The organism is Marinobacter sp. ANT_B65 (genome assembly GCF_002407605.1).
In the GTDB taxonomy this organism is placed as follows: domain Bacteria; phylum Pseudomonadota; class Gammaproteobacteria; order Pseudomonadales; family Oleiphilaceae; genus Marinobacter.
Map to the genome: position 1 here is coordinate 289,200 of NZ_NXGV01000002.1, position 19,124 is coordinate 308,323.

The following is a 19,124-nucleotide window of genomic DNA, read 5'->3' on the forward strand; positions in this document are numbered from 1 at the left end:
GTTATGCTTTTCCCTTTTCCTGCTGTGCCTGCTTCTCTTTTTTGCCCTTCTTACCCTTGCCTTTGTTGTCGGCGGCCTCGGCTGCGGCCAGAACTTCCTGACGCAGGGCCTCCTGGGCAAGCGGGAAACCGAGCTTGCGGCGGCTGTCGAAGTACGCCTGGGCAACGGCCCGTGCGAGAGTGCGTACGCGCAGGATAAAGCGCTGACGCTCGGTGACCGAGATGGCGTGGCGGGCGTCCAGCAGATTGAAGGTATGAGATGCTTTCAGAACCTGTTCGTAGGCTGGCAGAGCCAGTCCGGCTTCAATCAGTCTGGCGCTTTCGCGTTCATAGACATCAAAGCTGTGGAATAGGAACTCGGTGTCTGCGTACTCGAAGTTGTAGGTGGACATTTCCACTTCTTGCTGATGGAAAACGTCGCCGTAAGTGACCACGCCGTCCGGGCCTTCTGTCCAGACCAGGTCGTATACGCTATCGACCCCCTGGAGGTACATGGCGATGCGCTCAAGACCGTAGGTCAGTTCACCGGTAACCGGGTAGCATTCAAGGCCGCCCACCTGCTGGAAATAGGTAAACTGGGTAACTTCCATTCCGTTCAGCCAGATTTCCCAGCCCAGACCCCAGGCACCAAGCGTGGGCGATTCCCAGTTGTCTTCCACAAAGCGGATGTCGTGAATCAGCGGATCCAGCCCCAGGGCCCGCAACGAGTCGAGGTAGAGTTCCTGAATATTATCGGGTGAAGGTTTGAGCACTACCTGGAACTGGTAGTAGTGCTGCAGACGGTTCGGGTTCTCCCCGTAGCGGCCGTCTGTAGGGCGCCGGCTCGGCTGCACATACGCGGCATTCCAGGTTTCTGGCCCTATGGCCCGCAGGAAGGTTGCCGGGTGAAAAGTACCGGCTCCTACCTCCATATCCAGAGGCTGAAGTACCACGCAGCCTTGCTGCGCCCAGAAATTCTGCAGAGCCAGAATCAAGCCCTGAAAGGTCTTGATGTCCGGAGTGCTGTTCGTTGCCTTGTCGGTCGCCTTCTCTTTCACAACATTTGCCTGCTGATTCAGTCTGTGTGTAGCCACTCTTCGGACTCGGTTTCGAGTCACTCCGGAGCCAATATTCAATTCGCTCGCAAGAGGGTCATTCGGAAAAAAGGCGCATTATACGCTCGCCAAAGCGGTATTTCTAAGTAGTCTTCATGCTCTTGATTTTGAACTAGAAGAATGTGAGCCCTACTGCGAAGAGCTTTTCAACTTCTCTTACCCGTGACTTGTCTACCAGGAACAGGATGACGTGGTCATCGGGCTGCACCCGCAGGTGGTCGTGGGCGATCAGTACCTCGTCGTGGCGTACAATTGCACCAATAGTTGCGCCCTGGGGCAGATTTATTTCATCCAGTCGCCGGCCAATAACCTTGGATGATTTGTGGTCTCCGTGAGCAATGGCCTCAATGGCTTCGGCTGCCCCTCTGCGTAGCGAGTGGACGTTTACAACGTCGCCCCGACGCACATGGGTAAGCAGGCTGCCGATGGTCGTTTGCTGGGGCGAAATTGCTACATCAATCTCGCCGCCCTGGATCAGATCCACATAGTCAGGATTGTTGATCAGGGTGAACACCTTGCGGGCGCCAAGGCGCTTGGCCAGCAGCGATGCCATGATATTGGCTTCGTCATCGTTGGTGACCGCGCAGAAAACATCGGTGTTTTCGATGTTTTCTTCCAGCAGTATGTCCTTGTCTGCGGCGTTCCCCTCAAGGACAACCGTCTTGCGGAGGTTTTCCGAGAGAAGCACGCAGCGTTCGTGATTGCGCTCCAGCAGCTTCACCTGAAAACGGTTTTCGAGGGTATGGGCCAGGCGTTGGCCTATGTTGCCGCCACCGCAGATAAAAATGCGTTTGTAGTTTTTAACCAGCGGTTGCAGTTCGCTCATGACCGAACGGATGTGATCGGTACCGGCGATGAAAAAAACCTCGTCACCGTCTTCAAGTACCGTGTCGCCCCGGGGCATGATGGCCCGGTCTTTACGGAAAATGGCGGCAACCCTGGTCTCGACCTTGGGCATGTGTGTGCGCAGATAAGACAGTTCACGGCCTACCAGAGGACCGCCTTCTGTAGCACGGATAGCGACCAGCCGGACCAGCCCCTTGGAAAACTCCAGCACTTGCAGGGCTCCGGGGTATTCAATCAGCCGCGTGATGTGGCGGGTAACCAGATGCTCGGGGCTGATCATGACATCAATGGGAAATCCGCCCCCTTTCCCGAAAAGCTTGTTGTTGGACAGGTAGGCGCTGGCCCGTACACGGCTGATTTTGGTGGGCGTGTTATACAATATGCTCGCAATCTGGCAGGCGACCATGTTGGTTTCGTCGCTGTTGGTTACCGCGATCAGCATGTCGGCATCTTCTGCGTTAGCCTGGCTCAGCACCGTCGGATAGGAGGCCATGCCCTGAACTGTGCGAATGTCGAGGCGATCCTGCAGCTCGCGGAGACGTGCCGCGTCGGTGTCGATGACCGTTATATCGTTGGCTTCGCTGGCGAGGTTTTCAGCCAGCGTGCCGCCCACCTGGCCGGCACCGAGGATCAGGATCTTCATGATTCAGGTTTCTCCAGTACGGCATAGAAAAAGCCGTCATGGCTGGTTTGATCGGGGAGAAGCTGTCGCCCCGCACCCATATTCCGCCCCCACAGGACCTCTGGCTCAATAAGCACAGCGGTGCTTTGTTGTTTGAGGAATCGTTGAATTATACGGTGGTTTTCCTGGGGGAACACGGAGCAGGTCGCATAGACCAGGCGTCCACCCGGCTTGAGTACGGACCACATGGCTGCAAGAAGGCCGAGCTGTATGGCTGCCAGAGGTACAACGTCGGTTTCCCTCCGCAACAGTTTGATGTCCGGATGGCGGCGGATTACGCCGCTGGCGCTGCAGGGTACGTCGAGCAGGATGCGGTCAAAAGGCTCTCCGTCCCACCATTGTTCAATGTCTGCGGCATCTGCCTGCAGCAGGGTGGCGTGCAGGTCCAGCCGGTCCAGATTCTCCTGAACCCTGGGCAGGCGCATGGCGGATTCATCGATGGCAACGACTTCCGCCAGTTCTGCCTGACTTTCAAGAATAGCGCAGGTTTTTCCGCCGGGTGCCGCGCAGGCGTCCAGAACCCTTTGCCCCTGCGCGAGGTCCAGCATGGTTGTACAGAGCTGTGCAGCTTCGTCCTGAACGCTGACTGCCCCGTCGGCAAACCAGGGCAACTGATCAACCTGTATTGGTCTGCTGAGCTGGATGCCATGAGGTGCAAAGCTGGTTGCTGTGGCTTCAATTTCTGCTTCGTTCAGTTGCGCGAGGTATTCGTCGCGGCTGAAGCGCAGAGCGTTCACCCTCAGTGTCATCGGGGCCTGCGCGTTGTTCGCTTCGAGAATCTGTTGCCAGTCGTCAGGCCAGTTATGGCGAAGCTTTTCCACCATCCAGACGGGATGGCTGAAACGGCTGGCATCGGTTTTCGGCTCTGGCGCACCTTCACGCTCGGCGGAGCGCAAAACCCCATTTACCAGGCCAGTAAGATGAGGTTTATCGAGCGCGCGGCAGGCCTCTACGGATTCGTTCAGAACAGCGTAGGTAGCCTGCTGGCTGAAGCGGAGCTGAAACAGCGCGACCAGCATCAGATGATGAACAATACGGTCAGGTTTTTTTATCGGTTTTTTCAGCCGGGATTCCAGTTCGCTGTCAAGGCGATGAAACCAGCGGCAGGTGCCGTAACAGAGTGCCTGAAGGGCCGGGCGTTCATTGGGAGAAAGGCGCTGCAAAGCCGGGGGCAGGCACTGGGATAGAGATTCGCCGTTTTCCACTGCCAGCAATACGCTGGCAGCAATCGCTCGCATAGGCAGATCGTAGCCGTCCATGTCAGCGTAGCTCCTGTCCGGGTAAGAGCAGTTGTTTGCCGCCATTAATCAGGTCGTTAACGGTCTGGGCGCGGGACCCCGGCAACTGCAGCCGGATGATGCGCAGAATGCCTTTGCCGCAGGCAATATCTATACCTTCCCGTTCCCTGCGTATCACTGTGCCTGCCGGTTTCTGGCTTTGCTCTTCGGTAGCTCTGGCCTCGTGAATCCGCAGACGTTGGTCTTCCAGATCTGTGTAAGTACCCGGCCAGGGGTTGAAGGCGCGCACCAGGCGTTCTATGGCCAAAGCATCCTGTGACCAGTCAATGTGACCTTCTTCTTTAGAAAGCTTGTGGGCGTAGCTTGCATCCTCATCATTCTGGATTTCACCCTCAAGTTCGCCGCTCTCCAGCCGCTTCAACGCTTCAATAATGGCGGCACCGCCCAGTTCTGCGAGGCGGTCGTGAAGACTGCCGCCGGTATCGGATGCTTCAATAGCCGTTCGGGATTTCAGCAACATGGCGCCGGTATCCAGGCCTTTGTCCATCTGCATGATGGTGATGCCGGTCTCCTTGTCACCCGCTGCAATGGCACGCTGAATAGGCGCTGCGCCACGCCAGCGGGGCAGAAGAGATGCGTGAATGTTGAGACAGCCGTGGGTGGGGGTTTTCAGTACTGGTTCCGGCAGAATCAGTCCATAGGCGGCAACGATCATCACATCCGGACGGAGATTGGCCAGCTCCTGCCGGGCTTCCGGAGATTTCAGGTTTTCCGGCTGAAAAACCGGGATTTCATTGTCCAGAGCAACCTGTTTGACCGGGCTGGGCTGGAGTTTTCGGCCGCGGCCCGCGGGTCGGTCTGGCTGGGAGTATACGCCCACAACTGTGTGGTGGGTGCCCAGTATTGCTCTCAGGGCGCTTGCTGCGAAATCCGGAGTGCCGGCAAAAACGAGTCGCACGGTGTTGAGTCTCTGTTTCGTTGAATACGAAAAGACCGGGCCAGGGCCCGGTCCGATACTTTCTACAAAATCCTCATGCGCTTTTCAGCCAATATTCACGCACTTTGCTTGTGAAGCTTTTCCAGCTTCTTGCGAATGCGGTTGCGCTTGAGGGTGCTCAGGTAGTCTACAAACAGTTTGCCGTTCAGGTGGTCCATTTCGTGCTGGATACAGACCGCCAGAAGCCCGCGGGCCTCCAGTTCAAACGGTTCACCGTCGCGCCCCATAGCCCGGACAATACAATGCTCTACACGCTCGACGTCTTCATAAAAGCCAGGAACTGAAAGACAACCTTCCTGCATGGCTTCACGATCACCCTCCAGGACTTCCACTTGGGGGTTGATGAATACCCGTGGCTCACTTTTGTCCTCGGACAGGTCCATAACGACGATCTGCTTGTGGACGTCTACCTGTGTGGCCGCCAGACCAATGCCGGGCGCATCGTACATGGTCTCGAACATGTCGTCGATCAGCTTGAGATCTGCGTCTGTCAGTTTATCAACCGGCTTGGCGATGGTGCGCAGACGGGGATCCGGATATTCGAGTATTTCTAGTATCATAATGCTCGTACTTTTGGCCTGTATGACGAATGTCAGGAATTATGGCTGACACTCTGTATAACTGGTGTATTACTGATAGCCTTGCCTGACTTTTAACGTTGTCTTTTGTAACTGTGTGAAAACGATCTCTGAAATGCGACAGCGTACTGCGCAAATTGTTCCTTTCACATTAATATATGCAACGTCTCGGCTGTGCCTGTGCATTATCCAACAATTTGTCGATTGAGTACAAACTGATCAGGCAATAGTTAAAATCTTTTGTAAATGGCATAGAATTTACTGGAAGAACAAAAGATAACATCACAATTTGCGAGACTTCTTCTATAGTAACTGGCATAACAACGGAATAAGCTGCAGGCAACTGGCTGCACCCTTTACCGGAACTCACAGAATCAAGGCACGCGATCAAGGACTTAGACAATGAGGAAACTGCTGTACGCTCTGGCGGCCACTACGCTGCTATTAACCTCCTGGGCTCACGCTGCACCAGAACTGCGGTCTGATCATCCTGAGCGTTACACTGTTGTGAAGGGTGATACTCTTTGGGATATTTCAGGGCGATTTCTGAGTAACCCATGGTATTGGCCGGAAATCTGGCACGTTAACCCACAGGTTGCCAACCCTCACCTGATATACCCGGGTGACCGTCTTGCCCTGGTGTATATCGATGGAAAGCCACGTATCACCAAGGTGGCGTCCAGTAATGGTGTTGTAAAGCTTTCGCCGCAGGTACGCTCCGAGCGGATTGACACCCCCATTCCTGCAATTCCGCTGGATGCTATCAGCAGCTTTCTGACGGATACGCGCATTGTAAGCCCCGAGCTGATCGACAATGCTCCATATGTACTTGAAGGTGCTGATGGTCGTATTGTTAACGGAGCCGGTGACCGGGTTTATGCCCGAGGCGAAAAACCTGCAGATAAAGTGGGCGTGTTCCGTCGCAGTACGGAATTTGTCGATCCGGATACCGGAGAGTTTCTTGGCCTGGAGGCGCGCAGTATAGCCAGAGGCGATGTGACTGCAGAAACCGGTGATGTTCTGACTGTTGATCTCACCCGCTCCAGCGAGGAAGTGCGTGTTGGTGACCGGTTGCTGGTCAATGAAGACCGCCGTCTGACAACCAATTTTGTACCTAGCTCACCCGGCCAGGAAATCGAAGGGAAAATGATCTCCGTAGATGGCGGAGTTACCCAGATTGGCCAGTACGATGTGGTCGCCATCAACCGGGGTAGCCGGGAAGGACTGGAAGCCGGCAACGTAATGGCTGTTTTCAAAACCGGGAATATGGCGCGCGATCCGGTCACCAACGAGACTGTTGAGCTGCCCTCTGAACGGGCGGGTTTGCTGATGGTCTTCCAGGTTTATGAAAAAATGAGCTATGGACTGATTCTGCATACGACCCGCGTTCTGGCTGTAGGCGACAAGGTTACCAATCCCTGATTCCATAGTCGGTTAACCAAAAGCCGGGCCAGGAAGGCCCGGCTTTGTTGTTTCCAAGGATGATGCTGTGTTTTCTTCCCCCTCCTCCCAATGGTTATTTCTGACCTGTCTGCCCAAATTTGGTCGTGCCCGCCGACGGGCCATGCTTGCAACACTCCCTGATCTGACGGACCTTCTCACGAGAAACCCCGCGACACTCCGTGCGCTTGGCCTGCCTGCTGAAACTGTAGCGGCCATTATGGCGTGGCAGCAACAGGATGAGGCCAACAGCGCCGTTAATGCAGCCCGACAGACCTTGCTGAGCTGTGAGCGGCATGGCATCGATATAGTGAGCTGGCATCATCCCGATTATCCGGAAGTCCTGAGGCACATTCATGATGCACCTCTGGTGTTGTATGCCCGGGGAGATACGAGCCTGATGAATCGTGAACAGATAGGGATCATCGGCAGTCGCAATGCTACGCCCGCAGGTCTGGATCATGCCCGGCGCTTTGCCGCAGAACTGAGCAACCGGAACCTCCTGGTAACCAGTGGCCTGGCGCTTGGAGTTGATGGCGCGGCCCATTCTGGAGCACTGGATGCCGGGCATCCCACAATCGCCGTTATTGGCTGCGGGCTTGATCGAATATACCCGAATCAGCATCGCCGGCTTGGCGAACGGATTATCGGGAAGGGATTGGTGGTCTCCGAATATCCGCCGGGAACACCGGCAAGAGCCGCTCACTTTCCACAGCGTAACCGTATTATCAGCGGCCTGAGCCGGGGCATACTGGTGGTCGAAGCGGGTCTGAAAAGTGGTTCGCTGATCACCGCCCGTATGGCTCTGGAACAGGGACGTGAGGTTTTTGCCATCCCCGGGTCCATTCACAGTCCGGTGGCGCGCGGTTGCCACCATCTGATCAAGCAGGGTGCCAGGCTCGTAGATCAGGTGGACGATATTATGGAAGAGCTGGGTGCTTCCTGGTCTTTTCCTGTGAATGGGGCCAGACCAGAGTTGTCCACAGCACAACCTGAAGGTGCTCGCCAGTCGGACAGTACCAGTGCACTGGCCGCTCTGGACTGCCGGGAAATCGCGGTGTTTGAGGCATTAGGGTATGATCCCCAGTCAACCGATGCACTGTGTTCAGCAACTGGCCTTCCGGCCGATCAGCTTGTCCAGTCTCTTCTGCTTCTCGAGCTTGAAGGGCTGGTGAGTTCTGCTCCCGGAGGGTATCAGAAAATCGCCTGAGCCCTGTGTGATGATTAACCTGTTTCTGGTTTGACGACATCAACATGGCAGCGCTCAACCCCATCAATGAGTGGCAGTTACACTGCGCCGGCAGGACTATCCTGCAGGGTGGTGTTATCGCCTACCCGACCGAGGCAGTCTGGGGGCTGGGCTGCGATCCCTGGAACCAGCAAGCGGTCGCACGGATTCTTGAACTCAAAAGCCGGTCGATGGAAAAAGGCATGATTCTGGTGGCGGCATCGGTGGAGCAGGTCCGCTTTCTTCTGGATCCTCTGCCCGAAGCGCTTCAGTTGGAGGCGCGGCGCCATTGGCCCGGCCCCGTCACCTGTCTGTTGCCGGATGTGAACAGGCAGGTTCCTGAATGGGTTCGCGGTACCCACAGTTCGATAGCGGTAAGGGTCAGTGAGCATCCGGTGGTTAAAGCCTTGTGTGAACGCGCCGATATGCCTCTTGTATCCACGTCCTGCAATCCGGCCGGGCGACAGCCTGCACATAGTGCCCTTCAGGTTCGCCAGTACTTCAATGACCAGCTTGACTGGATTGTGCCGGGCGCGCTTGGCGGTAACCGGAATCCCAGTCGCATTATTGATATTGTCAGCGGTAAACAGCTTCGTTAGGAGAAGACATGCCCCAACACCCGGATAGCAATGCGGTTAAACAGTATCTGCTTGGCCTTCAGGACGTCATCTGTCAGCGTCTTGAAGCGCTGGAAGGCGGCGATACAAAGTTTGTTCGTGATGCCTGGGATCGTCCTGAAGGTGGCGGCGGAGTAAGCCGTGTAATCAGTGATGGTCGGGTCTTTGAGAAAGGCGGTGTTAATTTCTCTCACGTAATGGGCGATACAATGCCAGCGTCTGCCACGGCGCATCGCCCCCATCTGGCAGGTGCTCCCTGGCAGGCTATGGGGGTTTCTCTGGTGATCCACCCAAACAATCCTTATGTGCCCACTTCTCACGCCAATGTCCGGTTTTTTATTGCGACACCGAAAGATGCTGAACCGGTTTACTGGTTTGGCGGTGGCTATGACCTGACGCCCTATTATGGCTTTGATGATGACTGCATTCTCTGGCACAAGACTGCCAGGGCGGCCTGTGAGCCATTCGGTGAGGACACATACCGCCGTTACAAAGACTGGTGCGATGACTACTTTTACCTGCGGCACAGGGATGAACCTAGGGGTGTTGGCGGGCTTTTCTTTGATGATCACAATACAGGTAATTTTGAACAGGATTTCGGGCTGATGAAATCCGTGGGTAACAGCTATATCGAGGCTTATGAGCCCATTGTCCGCCGCCGGATGGACCATGCCTACGGTGAGCGCGAGCGGGATTTTCAGCTTTATCGGCGCGGGCGTTATGTCGAGTTCAATCTGGTGTACGACCGTGGCACCTTGTTTGGTCTGCAGTCTGGCGGGCGCACCGAATCCATCCTTATGTCATTGCCTCCACTGGTGCGCTGGGATTATAGCCGGGTGCCAGAAGCTGGCAGTGAAGAAGCCCGTCTGACGGAGCATTTTCTCACCGGGCGCGACTGGCTGGCCGGTGACGCGCACCAGGAGAGTTGAGTCATGAGTAATGAGCTTTATGCGGTCATGGGTAACCCTGTAGCCCACAGCAAGTCACCGAGAATCCATAGTCTGTTCGCTGGCCAGACCGGTGAACCCGTGGAATACACAGCGATTCAGGCACCTCTCGATGGATTCGCGGAAGCGGTCCGCCAGTTTTTTGAGAGCGGAGGCAAGGGCTTGAACGTAACAGTACCCTTCAAGGAACAGGCCTGGGAGTTGGCGGAATGCCGGGCTGCAAGGGCTGAAAAAGCCGGTGCCGCCAATACCTTGTATCGCAACGGGACCGGACAACTGGTTGCGGACAACACCGACGGCTACGGACTGGTACGTGATCTTGTGGCTAATCATGGTGTTCAGCTCAAAGGTGCCAGGATACTGGTTCTGGGAGCTGGCGGCGCTGTACGTGGCGTTCTGGGCCCTTTGCTTGAACAACACCCCGCCAGCCTGACCCTCGCAAACCGTACGGTTGCGAAAGCCGAAACACTGGCTAAGCTGTTTGCCGATGAGGCCGGGGCTGCAACTATGAGCGCCTGCGGCTTCAAAGAGCCGGGTCAGCTATTCGATGTCATTATTAACGGCACCAGTGCAAGCCTGCAGGGAGACCTGCCGCCTCTTGATTCGAATGTGATCGGTGCCGACACTGTTGTTTATGACATGATGTATTCTTTACAGACCACCACGTTTAACCAGTGGGCTCAGGATAAGGGAGCCAGCCGGGTATTTGATGGTCTGGGCATGCTGGTTGAACAGGCTGCAGAATCGTTCAGGGTGTGGCGGGGAGTGCTCCCGGAAACGGCGCCGGTGATCAAGGCGCTTCGTAACGACTGAAAGGGTGTGCCCACCGGGTTACCCTCAGAGACATAATCCGTAAGGGCTATACATGGATATTCTTACCCTCGTAGGGCTTGTCGCCGGTATTCTGATTGTCATTCTGGCAATGCTGGCAAATGCCTCGCTTCTGACTTTTCTCAATCTGCCGGGGCTGGCCATTGTTATCGGTGGCACCTTTGCGGTTACGCTCATAAAGTTTCGTATGTCCTCGGTTATGAGCGCCTTTCGCCTCGCTATGAGCGCTGCATTTACCGATAAGGTTGACCGGCCTGCAGCTTTGATCCGTGAGGCGGGGGCACTGGCTCTGGTTGTGCGCAAGGAAGGTATTCTGGGCCTGGAAAACCACAAGACCGGCAATGAATTTTTTCGAAAAGCCATCAGCCTGTGTGTGGATGGCCACCCGCCTGAACTGGTGGAGGAAGCGCTGGCCCAGGAATCCCAGCAGACGGCAGAGCGTTACGAAGTGGCCGAGCGCGTTTTTCGGGGTATCGGCGAATCCGCGCCGGCTATCGGAATGCTGGGCACTCTGGTTGGTCTCGTGCAGATGCTCAATTCACTGGATGACCCCTCGTCCATTGGTCCGGCAATGGCTGTTGCTCTGCTGACCACACTCTATGGCGCTTTCATCGCCCAGTTGATTGCCCTGCCGCTGGCGGACAAGCTTCAGCTCAAGGCAGAAGATGAAAGCCGCAACCAGGTTCTGATTATTACCTCTATCCGCAATATCATGCGTGGCGAAAACCCCCGGGTGATGACTGAACTGCTCTCCTCGTTTCTGACGCCGGATCAGCGCACAGGGCTCACGCCAGAGCGGGAGGCTTGAAGTTTTGCCGCAGATCCGGAAAAACAGTAAACCCAGGCCGAAAAACCAGACACCTGCATGGATCGTTACCTTTGCTGATCTTGCCACGCTGCTGTTGACGTTTTTTATTCTGCTACTGTCTTTTGCGGAAATGGATATTGAAAAGTACAAGGCGATGGCCAATTCCATGTCTGTTGCGTTCGGTTCTGCCAATGTTCTGGATGATGATATCGGCGGGTCGCCGATAACCCTGGTGGAGTCAGATACCGTCTCACTGCCAGAGCCCACAGAAACACAATCGCCGGACCCGGAATTCATTGATGAGCGGGCGCCAGAATCCGCAGCTACTGTTATTTCCGGCGGGGTTTTAGATCTGGCCAGCAGAATGATTGGTGAACTGGAAAGCGAAGTGGCGTCCGGGGCATTGAGTGTGAATTATGATAAAAACAAAGTGGTTATCCGGTTCTCGGAGGAGGCTACTTTCCGCTCCGGAGAGGCGGCTATCAAGCCCGAGATGATCCCCATCATAGAGCGGGTGGTTGGCGTGCTGGCAGGTTGTACCGGAGATGTTCTGGTTTCCGGTTACACTGATGACCGCCCTATCTCCAGTAGCCGCTACCGCTCAAACTGGGATCTTTCCGCTGCTCGTGCAGTATCCGTAGTGCATGAGCTTGTCATGAGTCAGCAGGTACCTGCTGATCGCGTAGTCGCCGCTGGCCGTGCGGAAACCAACCCTCTTGCTCCTAACGATACGGCAGAAAACCGTGCTTTGAACCGCAGGGTAGAAATTGCGATTCGTGACCCTAAATGTGATGAATCCATTTCAACCAGCGACCTGCCGATAGAAATCCTGCCCTGAGCGCGAATAAACAAATAGTGAGAGAGTGAATATGAGTGGACCAGACAAACCTAAAGTTATTGGTGAAGAGTGGAGCGATGAGCGTGTAAAGAGCTTTCTGGATGCCGGAAGCGCTGACGGGGGGGAGTTCTCAGACTACACCTCATTGCTGAAGGCGTACCAGGCAATGAGAGCGGAAGATTTCGAGCGGTTTACAGGCTTTTTTGTGGCAGCCGGCCGCAACCTGAATGCCGTTAATGAGAATGGCGAAAACCTGCTTGATCTTGTCTCACAGCACCGTAAGGGCAAAGACTATGCTCGCGCGCTGGAAGCGGCGGGTGCGAAAAGAAGTGCTGCAGCCGGGAGCTGATTCCCGGTTACAGCACTTCTCAGACAAGAGCGAAGAGAGTTACTCGACGTCTACCTGAATGGCTTTAGGCTCCTTCGGTTCCGCCTTCTGCAGAGTCAGAGTCAATAAACCATCCTTGAAACTGGCTTTCACACTGTTTTCGTCAACATTGTCCGGCAGTGTGAAGCGCCGCATGAAGCTGCCATAGTAGCGTTCAATCCGGTGCAGCTTTTTGTCCCGGGATTCCTCTTCGTGCTTGCGTTCACCCTCAATGGAGAGCACGCCGTCTTGCACGGTTACCTTCACGTCTTTTTTGTCCATACCTGGCAGCTCCGCCTCAATGGTGAAGGCCTGGTCCGTTTCCTTGATGTCGACGGCCGGAGCCCAGTCACTGCGACTGAAAAGGTCTTTGCTGTCGCCGCCGGTGCGTGATGTGCCAAGTATCCGATTATAACGACCCATCAAGTCTTCGAGCTCATTGATGGGGTTCCAGCGGGTAAGATTGTTCATAGGTACTACCCCCTTTATCTATACAAACGAATTTGAACAGAATCAGCGCTGTTTCCGGAACTGCTCCGAGCCCTGGTCAGTCGGTCGGGTGTCCGTGAACATCCGCTATTACCGAATGTATGAACATCGAATAATTTTTCAAGCCTTGGCGTTTGCGGTTTGTACTAACCTGCTTCAGCCAGGTATTCGTCCTTTAGTTTCACGTAGTTGGCCGCTGTGTACGTGAAAAATGAACGCTCATTATCAGTCAATGGCCGAGCCTTTTTGCATGGCGAGCCGACGTATAGATGCCCGGACTCCAGGGTTTTTCCTGGTGGTACCAGACAACCTGCCGCAACGATCACCTCATCCTCCACCACGGCGCCGTCCATAATGATACAGCCCATACCCACCAGCACACGGCTACCAATAGTGCAGCCATGCAGTAGCGCTTTGTGCCCTACGGTGACATCGTCTCCGAGAGTGAGAGGGTGACCGCCGGGGTTAAAATCACTGGCGTGGGTAATATGAAGTACGGAGCCGTCCTGGATGCTGCAACGGTTGCCGATACGGATCCTGTGCATATCGCCCCGCACCACAGTCATCGGCCAGATGGAGCAATCGTCACCGGTTTTAACATCACCGATCACCACCGCACTGGCATCCACCAGTGTGCGCTTACCGAAATCTGGCGTGGTACCCTTGTGAGAACGTACATTCGTCATTACATATACTCGATAGATGAAATTATTCCCCGGATCTTGGGCGTCCGGAGGAAGGGGCTTTCCAAAACACGCCGTAAATACGTCCATGTAGGCTCGGCTCCGCCATCCATGGCTCCGCACGGTTTTGGAAAGCCCCTTCCTCCGGACTCCATTCCCGGGAGCCGACAGTCCAGCGTCTATAGTGTCACGCTACTTTACCAACTCATTGCTGAGAAGGGGATCCATGAATAACCCGTTACTGACTGATGATTTGCTGCCAAAGTTCGACCATGTTCGCACTGAGCACATGGAAACGGCTATTGACCAGATTCTCAGCGAAAACCGCGTGAAAATCGCCAGTCTGGCCCAGAATGAAGACCCTGACTGGGACACCCTTGTTCAGCCTATGCAGTCACTCGAAAACAGGCTGAGCAACGCCTGGTCTGTCATCTCGCACCTCAACAGCGTGATGAACAACGACGACCTGCGCAAAGTCTACAAAAACTGCCTGGAAAAGCTCACCGAATACAGCACTGAAATCAGCCAGAACACCGCCCTGTGCGATGCCTATAAAAAGCTCGCAGCCAGAGATGATTTCAGCGATCTGAGTGAAGCCCAGCGCAAAGCTGTGGACAACACCCTGCGCGACTTCCACCTGGGTGGCGTCGACCTGCCCGATGACCAGAAAAAGCAGTATGCAGCTCTTTCCCGCGAGCTATCGGAACTCACCAACCGCTTCAGTGACAATGTTCTGGACGCCACTCAGAACTGGTTTAAACACATCACAAATGTGGAAGAACTGGCAGGCATTCCGGAATCCGCGCTTGAAGGCGCGAAACAGGCCGCTGGCCAGAAAGAGCTGGACGGTTACGTGATCACCCTGGACTTCCCCAGCTTCTTCCCGGTTATGACCTATTGTGATAACCGCGAACTACGCCGCGAAGTTTACGAAGCATTTGTTACCCGCGCCTCTGATGTGGGGCCAGATGCCGGAACCTGGGACAATACCCAGGTCATGGCCGAAATCCTCAAGCGCCGCCATGCTCTGGCCAGACTGCTCGGCTTCAACAACTACGCCGAACGCTCGCTGGCCAAAAAAATGGCCCGGGATACCGATGAGGTTTTGGGCTTTCTCAACGAACTGGCGGACAAATCCAGGCCAGTTGCAGAGAAAGACTATGCAGAGCTGAAAGCCTTTGCCAAAGACGAGCATGGCCTGGATGACCTTAAGGCATGGGATGTAGGCTATTACAGCGAAAAGCTTCGCCAGCAACGCTACGACATTTCCCCTGAAACCCTGCGCCCCTGGTTCCCGGTGGATAAAGTGGTGCCTGGTTTGTTCCGGGTTGCGGAGAAACTGTTCGACATACAGATAGAAGCCAGGCCAGAGGTAGAAACCTGGCACGAAGATGCCAAAGCCTACTGCATCAGTCGTAACGGCGAGCCCATCGCCTGGTTCTATCTCGATCTGTTTGCTCGCCAGGGCAAGCGCGGCGGTGCCTGGATGGCCGATTGCCGGGTACGCTGGCGTAACCAGCGTGGCATGTTGCAACTGCCAGTGGCTTTCCTTACCTGCAACTTCACGCCACCAGTGAACGGCAAGCCGTCGTTGCTCACCCACGACGAAGTAACCACCCTGTTCCACGAATTCGGCCACGGGCTGCACCACATGCTCACTCAGGTAGAAGTCATGGATGTGTCTGGCATCAACGGCGTGGCCTGGGATGCGGTAGAACTACCCAGCCAGTTTCTGGAAAACTGGTGCTGGAACGCAGATTCCCTGGCACTGATTGCCAGCCACCACGAAACCGGAGAGCCTTTACCGGAAGATCTGTTGCAGAAACTGCTGGCAGCGAAAAACTTCCAGTCTGGCATGGCCATGGTGCGGCAGCTCGAATTCTCCCTGTTCGATTTTCGCATGCATGCGGAATTCACCGACGAGGCTCCCACTAATCCACTGGAAGTGCACCGCAAAGTGCGTGAATCCATTGCAGTTGTGGAAGCTCCGGAATTTAACCGCTTCCCGAACGCATTCTCACACATCTTCGCGGGTGGCTATGCTGCGGGCTATTACAGCTACAAGTGGGCGGAAGTTCTGGCCGCAGACGCCTTCTCGCTGTTTGAGGAAAACGGCATCTTCGACCCTGAGACCGGAAAGGCGTTTCTGGAGAACATTCTGGAAAAAGGCGGGTCGCAGGAACCTATGGAGTTATTCAAGGCATTCCGTGGCCGTGAGCCGCAGGTAGATGCTCTGCTGAAGCAGACCGGCATCACGAACGAAGCCGCCTGATCCCATCTTCTCCGGTAGTCGATATGGCTGCCGGAGACTTTTATCTGGAGTTACTTTATGGCGAGTCCTAAACGTTTTATAGCCGGTGCGGTTTGTCCCCGCTGTGCGGAGATGGACAAGATCAAGATGTTTACCGACGATGACGGTGAGCAGATTCGTGAGTGTGTGGCTTGTGGTTTTACCGATGCGGTATCGGATGCCGAAAAGCCTGCAGAGCCTGAGTTGGAGACCCGGGTTAACCAGCGCGACAATGAGGATGATCATACGGTTAAGCAGGTTGTTTTTTTTAAGGCTGGGTCTTCTGAGGACTAAGAACTTTTAAGACCGAAGCCTGTGATTTGAGGGGAGTACGAGGTCGCGACGATATATTTTTCTGCCCACACCCTCTTGTTCTCACTGCATGGGTAACTCGTTTAAAAGATCAGGAAGTTCGGTTCAGTACGGCTTGGTTCCAAGTTTTCAGAGTCAGCTGCTGACCGCCAATACAGTGATTCAGAGAACACTCGTCCTCCCCGTCTTTCCCCTACGATATCTGTATTGTTTAACGCGAGGGTGCGGGGGTACTTTCTGGCGGAAAAAAGATGTTTGAGCGCAGCGAGTTGCTTTTTTCCAGAAGAAAGTACCCCCGTGGCTTCGCATCCCCTAAACCTGCAGGCTACGAAACGAAGGCAAACTCCAAACTTAAAGAACCATAGCCGCCAACCACCCAAACCCGAGCAGCGGCAGGTTGTAGTGCAGGAACGTGGGCACTACGGAATCCCAGATGTGGTTGTGCTGGCCGTCTACGTTCAGGCCGGCGGTGGGCCCCAGTGTGGAATCGGAAGCAGGAGAACCGGCATCACCCAGAGCGCCGGCAGTGCCCACCAGAGCAACGATGGCAAGGGAGCTGAAGCCCATTTCCAGTGCCAGGGGCACGTACAGGGCAGCGATGATGGGGATTGTCGAGAAGGATGAGCCAATGCCCAGTGTGATCATCAGGCCCACAGCAAGCATCAGCAGCGCCGCCAGAGGTTTGTTACTGCCTATCATGTCAACGGAGCTTTGAACCAGAGTTGCGATTTCACCGGTTTCCCGCATGACTTCCGCAAAACCTGAAGCGGCAATCATGATGAAGCCGATCATCGCCAGCATTTTCATGCCTTCTGTAAACAGGTCGTCAGCCTCTTTCCATTTCACCACGCCAGAAAGATTGAACAGCAGGAAGCCTGCCAGAGCACCGAGGATCATTGAGCCGAGCCAGAGCTGCACCACGAAGGCGACGACGATGGCGGCAAGAGCCATAACCAGGGTGCGGGGGCTGTAAGACACATTTACGCGTTCGGTGCGGGTAATGGCGTCCAGGTCATATTCACGTTCACCCCGGTAAGTGAAGAATACAGCGACCAGCAATCCACAAAGCATTCCCAGAGCGGGCAGAGCCATGGCGTGCATTACGCTGAGACCCTCGATATCACCACCGTTGGCACTGATTTTGGCCATCAGGATTTCGTTCAGGTAAATGCCGCCGAAGCCAATGGGCAGGAACATGTAAGGAGTGATCAGCCCGAAAGTGAGCGCGCAGGCTACAAGCCGGCGGTCCATTTTCAGTTTGGCCATCACATACAGCATGGGCGGAACTACCAGTGGGATAAACGCAATGTGAATAGGCAGAATGTTCTGCGACGACAGGGCGATCAGCACCAGCACACCGATGATCATGTAACGTACGTTTTTCGCCGCAGCACTGTTTTCCTGTTGCCCAACCATGGCGAGCGTCTTGTCTGCCAGTGCGTGGGCCAGCCCGGACTTTCCGATAGCGACAGCGAAGGCACCGAGAGTCGCATAGGACAGGGCCACGGTGGCACCGCCGCCAAGACCGTTATTGAAGGCTGCAATGGTGTCCTCCAGGGACATTCCGGCAATCAGGCCGCCGGAGACGGCACCTACGATAAGGGCAACAACAACGTGGATGCGGGCCAGGCTCAGAACGAGCATGATCAGCACCGCTGCAACAACGGCATTCATGGAAAACTCCGGGCAGAACGGGTTAGGTTATTCTGCCTTCTTGCGAAGGCAGGGATGTTGAACGGGCGGTAATTTGCAGTAATTGGGCGGTTTAGTCAAAGGGCATGTGCGATGCTCAGACTTTATCAATCCGTGCAAAACGGGGAACCTGTTCCCCGGCAACGTTTACGGTTTCCCGGAACATGTTAAGAGGGCGTACCCAAAGGCTGTTGTCACCATACAGGCAGCGATAGACCACGAGTTTTTCTTCGGTTTCGCTGTGGCGGGCAATATCGATTACTTCGTAATCTCTGCCTTTGTAGTGCCTGTAACGGCCTGGGCGGATATCGGTTCTGTGTTCGGTCATAGGGAGTCTCTGCGTGTCTATGGTGTTACCTGGAGGACTCTGTCGTCGTATCAGGCCAGTCCAGAGCCCAGGGAAAGGCGGATGTGATTACGGATCAGGAGGTTTTCCCAGTAGTGGCGCATCCAGTTCCAGGCGTCGTTGTTTACCTGCTTTACGAATGGGTCCAGGTTGAGTTCGTAGTAGTCGGGCGTACCGGCAATCTGCAGCACAGTTACGGTGATTGAGTCATCCAGTTCGTTGGCAAAGGGTTCACCAATCAGCTCGTGAACCAGCAGGTTGGCTCGCGTTGCTTCTATATCGACGAGCCCTCCGGTTCTGATGGAGTGATTGTTTTCGTGCATGTCTTCCATCAGGCGGTGGCAGAGGTAAGCCTGGATCAGCAGTCCATCCAGTCCCACATAACGAGCCAGCAATGCAGAGGGTTTGGTGAAATAGCCAATTGCCGCTTTCACAAACGGATCAAACAGCTTTGCAGTGCCCGCCTCACGGGCGCATGCGTCCACGCACTCAATGAGTCTTGGTGCCATTTCGATGTATTCGATGGCGAACTGGAACAGACAGTTGGCAGGCTTGTATCCCTCTATGGTGACAGCAGAAGGCAGTGCAGCGGCCTTCTCATGCAGCTGACGCAGAAAAGCTCCCGAGCGGGCCTCTTTGCGCCGCGCGTGATCAATGATCTCCAGGACTGCCTGTGGAGTCATCTGAGAGCATGCCGTTGTCTGAATAAGTTGAGGTCGCAAGGCGCCTCCTGTAACGGGCAATGAATTACCGGGCGAGCCAGACTGCGGCTGATAACTGCCGCGAAGCGCGCGTTGTTTCT

At 55.1% G+C, this 19,124-nt stretch carries 20 protein-coding genes; 10 read left to right on the plus strand and 10 right to left on the minus strand.

All coding sequences use genetic code 11. The features are described from left to right. Position 1 precedes the first annotated feature (1 nt). The 5 genes from glyQ to def all read right to left on the minus strand — a co-directional run bounded on the left by glyQ (position 2) and on the right by def (position 5,419). The gene (glyQ, locus tag CPA50_RS11430) at positions 2-1,036 is read right to left on the minus strand and encodes a glycine--tRNA ligase subunit alpha (protein ID WP_096782969.1); all 1,035 of its coding nucleotides are present in this window, start codon (positions 1,034-1,036) and stop codon (positions 2-4) included. A 169-nt stretch (positions 1,037-1,205) separates the two neighbouring features. Continuing rightward, positions 1,206-2,582 (minus strand): Trk system potassium transporter TrkA, encoded by a 1,377-nt coding sequence (gene trkA / locus CPA50_RS11435; RefSeq protein WP_096782643.1) that lies wholly within the window; start codon positions 2,580-2,582, stop codon positions 1,206-1,208. Beyond that, on the minus strand, positions 2,579-3,880 hold the full coding sequence (rsmB, locus tag CPA50_RS11440; protein ID WP_096782644.1) for a 16S rRNA (cytosine(967)-C(5))-methyltransferase RsmB: 1,302 nt from the start codon (positions 3,878-3,880) through the stop codon (positions 2,579-2,581). Before rsmB ends, trkA begins: the two co-directional genes overlap by 4 nt. 1 nt (position 3,881) lies before the next feature. Continuing rightward, complete coding sequence (fmt, locus tag CPA50_RS11445; protein WP_096782645.1) at positions 3,882-4,817, minus strand: methionyl-tRNA formyltransferase; 936 nt, start codon at positions 4,815-4,817, stop codon at positions 3,882-3,884. 95 nt (positions 4,818-4,912) lie between these two features. Then, entirely contained in the window at positions 4,913-5,419 is a 507-nt protein-coding gene (gene def, locus CPA50_RS11450) for a peptide deformylase (protein WP_179397222.1), read from the minus strand. A gap of 417 nt (positions 5,420-5,836) precedes the next feature. On the opposite strand from def, the gene CPA50_RS11455 reads away from it, so the two are divergent. The 8 genes from CPA50_RS11455 (at position 5,837) to CPA50_RS11490 (ending at position 12,492) form a co-directional block, all read left to right on the plus strand. Further along, a complete protein-coding gene (locus tag CPA50_RS11455) occupies positions 5,837-6,856 on the plus strand; it encodes a LysM peptidoglycan-binding domain-containing protein (RefSeq protein WP_096782647.1) in 1,020 nt (339 codons plus the stop codon). Positions 6,857-6,923: 67 nt separating this feature from the next. Continuing rightward, a complete protein-coding gene (gene dprA / locus CPA50_RS11460) occupies positions 6,924-8,084 on the plus strand; it encodes a DNA-processing protein DprA (RefSeq protein WP_096782648.1) in 1,161 nt (386 codons plus the stop codon). 44 nt (positions 8,085-8,128) lie between these two features. After that, the gene (locus CPA50_RS11465) at positions 8,129-8,701 is read left to right on the plus strand and encodes an L-threonylcarbamoyladenylate synthase (RefSeq protein WP_096782649.1); all 573 of its coding nucleotides are present in this window, start codon (positions 8,129-8,131) and stop codon (positions 8,699-8,701) included. 8 nt (positions 8,702-8,709) lie between these two features. Further along, positions 8,710-9,648 carry an oxygen-dependent coproporphyrinogen oxidase gene (gene hemF, locus CPA50_RS11470; RefSeq protein ID WP_096782650.1) on the plus strand — a complete coding sequence of 313 codons (939 nt, stop codon included), beginning with the start codon at positions 8,710-8,712 and terminating at the stop codon, positions 9,646-9,648. A 3-nt stretch (positions 9,649-9,651) separates the two neighbouring features. Continuing rightward, entirely contained in the window at positions 9,652-10,479 is an 828-nt protein-coding gene (aroE, locus tag CPA50_RS11475) for a shikimate dehydrogenase (protein WP_096782651.1), read from the plus strand. Between the two features lie 52 nt (positions 10,480-10,531). Then, entirely contained in the window at positions 10,532-11,305 is a 774-nt protein-coding gene (locus CPA50_RS11480; protein WP_096782652.1) for a MotA/TolQ/ExbB proton channel family protein, read from the plus strand. Between the two features lie 4 nt (positions 11,306-11,309). Then, a complete protein-coding gene (locus CPA50_RS11485) occupies positions 11,310-12,143 on the plus strand; it encodes a flagellar motor protein MotB (protein ID WP_096782653.1) in 834 nt (277 codons plus the stop codon). A gap of 31 nt (positions 12,144-12,174) precedes the next feature. Next, positions 12,175-12,492, plus strand: coding sequence for a PA4642 family protein (locus CPA50_RS11490; RefSeq protein ID WP_096782654.1), 318 nt, complete (start codon positions 12,175-12,177; stop codon positions 12,490-12,492). A 39-nt stretch (positions 12,493-12,531) separates the two neighbouring features. Here CPA50_RS11490 and CPA50_RS11495 read toward each other — a convergent pair whose 3' ends face one another. Further along, on the minus strand, positions 12,532-12,981 hold the full coding sequence (locus CPA50_RS11495; RefSeq protein ID WP_096782655.1) for an Hsp20/alpha crystallin family protein: 450 nt from the start codon (positions 12,979-12,981) through the stop codon (positions 12,532-12,534). Positions 12,982-13,145: 164 nt separating this feature from the next. Then, entirely contained in the window at positions 13,146-13,685 is a 540-nt protein-coding gene (locus CPA50_RS11500; RefSeq protein ID WP_096782970.1) for a gamma carbonic anhydrase family protein, read from the minus strand. A 223-nt stretch (positions 13,686-13,908) separates the two neighbouring features. Here CPA50_RS11500 and prlC point away from each other — a divergent pair, with 223 nt between their 5' ends. Both prlC and CPA50_RS11510 read left to right on the plus strand, forming a co-directional pair. Continuing rightward, positions 13,909-15,954 (plus strand): oligopeptidase A, encoded by a 2,046-nt coding sequence (prlC, locus tag CPA50_RS11505; RefSeq protein WP_096782656.1) that lies wholly within the window; start codon positions 13,909-13,911, stop codon positions 15,952-15,954. Between the two features lie 57 nt (positions 15,955-16,011). After that, a complete protein-coding gene (locus CPA50_RS11510) occupies positions 16,012-16,266 on the plus strand; it encodes a YheV family putative zinc ribbon protein (protein WP_096782657.1) in 255 nt (84 codons plus the stop codon). A gap of 369 nt (positions 16,267-16,635) precedes the next feature. Here CPA50_RS11510 and CPA50_RS11515 read toward each other — a convergent pair whose 3' ends face one another. The 3 genes from CPA50_RS11515 to CPA50_RS11525 all read right to left on the minus strand — a co-directional run bounded on the left by CPA50_RS11515 (position 16,636) and on the right by CPA50_RS11525 (position 19,005). After that, positions 16,636-17,958 (minus strand): Na+/H+ antiporter family protein, encoded by a 1,323-nt coding sequence (locus CPA50_RS11515; RefSeq protein ID WP_096782658.1) that lies wholly within the window; start codon positions 17,956-17,958, stop codon positions 16,636-16,638. Positions 17,959-18,073: 115 nt separating this feature from the next. Beyond that, positions 18,074-18,304, minus strand: a complete 231-nt coding sequence (locus CPA50_RS11520; RefSeq protein ID WP_096782659.1) for a DUF1653 domain-containing protein — start codon at positions 18,302-18,304, stop codon at positions 18,074-18,076. 50 nt (positions 18,305-18,354) lie between these two features. Further along, positions 18,355-19,005 carry a hypothetical protein gene (locus CPA50_RS11525; protein ID WP_096782660.1) on the minus strand — a complete coding sequence of 217 codons (651 nt, stop codon included), beginning with the start codon at positions 19,003-19,005 and terminating at the stop codon, positions 18,355-18,357. Positions 19,006-19,124: the final 119 nt, after the last annotated feature.

Bases quoted from the DNA above. Each gene is read 5' to 3' on its own strand.
- trkA (WP_096782643.1), bottom strand. From the start codon at position 2,582: ATGAAGATCCTGATCCTCGGTGCCGGCCAGGTGGGCGGCACGCTGGCT.
- rsmB (WP_096782644.1), bottom strand. From the start codon at position 3,880: ATGGACGGCTACGATCTGCCTATGCGAGCGATTGCTGCCAGCGTATTG.
- CPA50_RS11455 (WP_096782647.1), top strand. From the start codon at position 5,837: ATGAGGAAACTGCTGTACGCTCTGGCGGCCACTACGCTGCTATTAACC.
- CPA50_RS11465 (WP_096782649.1), top strand. From the start codon at position 8,129: ATGGCAGCGCTCAACCCCATCAATGAGTGGCAGTTACACTGCGCCGGC.
- hemF (WP_096782650.1), top strand. From the start codon at position 8,710: ATGCCCCAACACCCGGATAGCAATGCGGTTAAACAGTATCTGCTTGGC.
- aroE (WP_096782651.1), top strand. From the start codon at position 9,652: ATGAGTAATGAGCTTTATGCGGTCATGGGTAACCCTGTAGCCCACAGC.
- CPA50_RS11480 (WP_096782652.1), top strand. From the start codon at position 10,532: ATGGATATTCTTACCCTCGTAGGGCTTGTCGCCGGTATTCTGATTGTC.
- CPA50_RS11490 (WP_096782654.1), top strand. From the start codon at position 12,175: ATGAGTGGACCAGACAAACCTAAAGTTATTGGTGAAGAGTGGAGCGAT.
- CPA50_RS11495 (WP_096782655.1), bottom strand. From the start codon at position 12,981: ATGAACAATCTTACCCGCTGGAACCCCATCAATGAGCTCGAAGACTTG.
- CPA50_RS11500 (WP_096782970.1), bottom strand. From the start codon at position 13,685: ATGACGAATGTACGTTCTCACAAGGGTACCACGCCAGATTTCGGTAAG.
- prlC (WP_096782656.1), top strand. From the start codon at position 13,909: ATGAATAACCCGTTACTGACTGATGATTTGCTGCCAAAGTTCGACCAT.
- CPA50_RS11510 (WP_096782657.1), top strand. From the start codon at position 16,012: ATGGCGAGTCCTAAACGTTTTATAGCCGGTGCGGTTTGTCCCCGCTGT.
- CPA50_RS11515 (WP_096782658.1), bottom strand. From the start codon at position 17,958: ATGAATGCCGTTGTTGCAGCGGTGCTGATCATGCTCGTTCTGAGCCTG.
- CPA50_RS11520 (WP_096782659.1), bottom strand. From the start codon at position 18,304: ATGACCGAACACAGAACCGATATCCGCCCAGGCCGTTACAGGCACTAC.
- CPA50_RS11525 (WP_096782660.1), bottom strand. From the start codon at position 19,005: ATGACTCCACAGGCAGTCCTGGAGATCATTGATCACGCGCGGCGCAAA.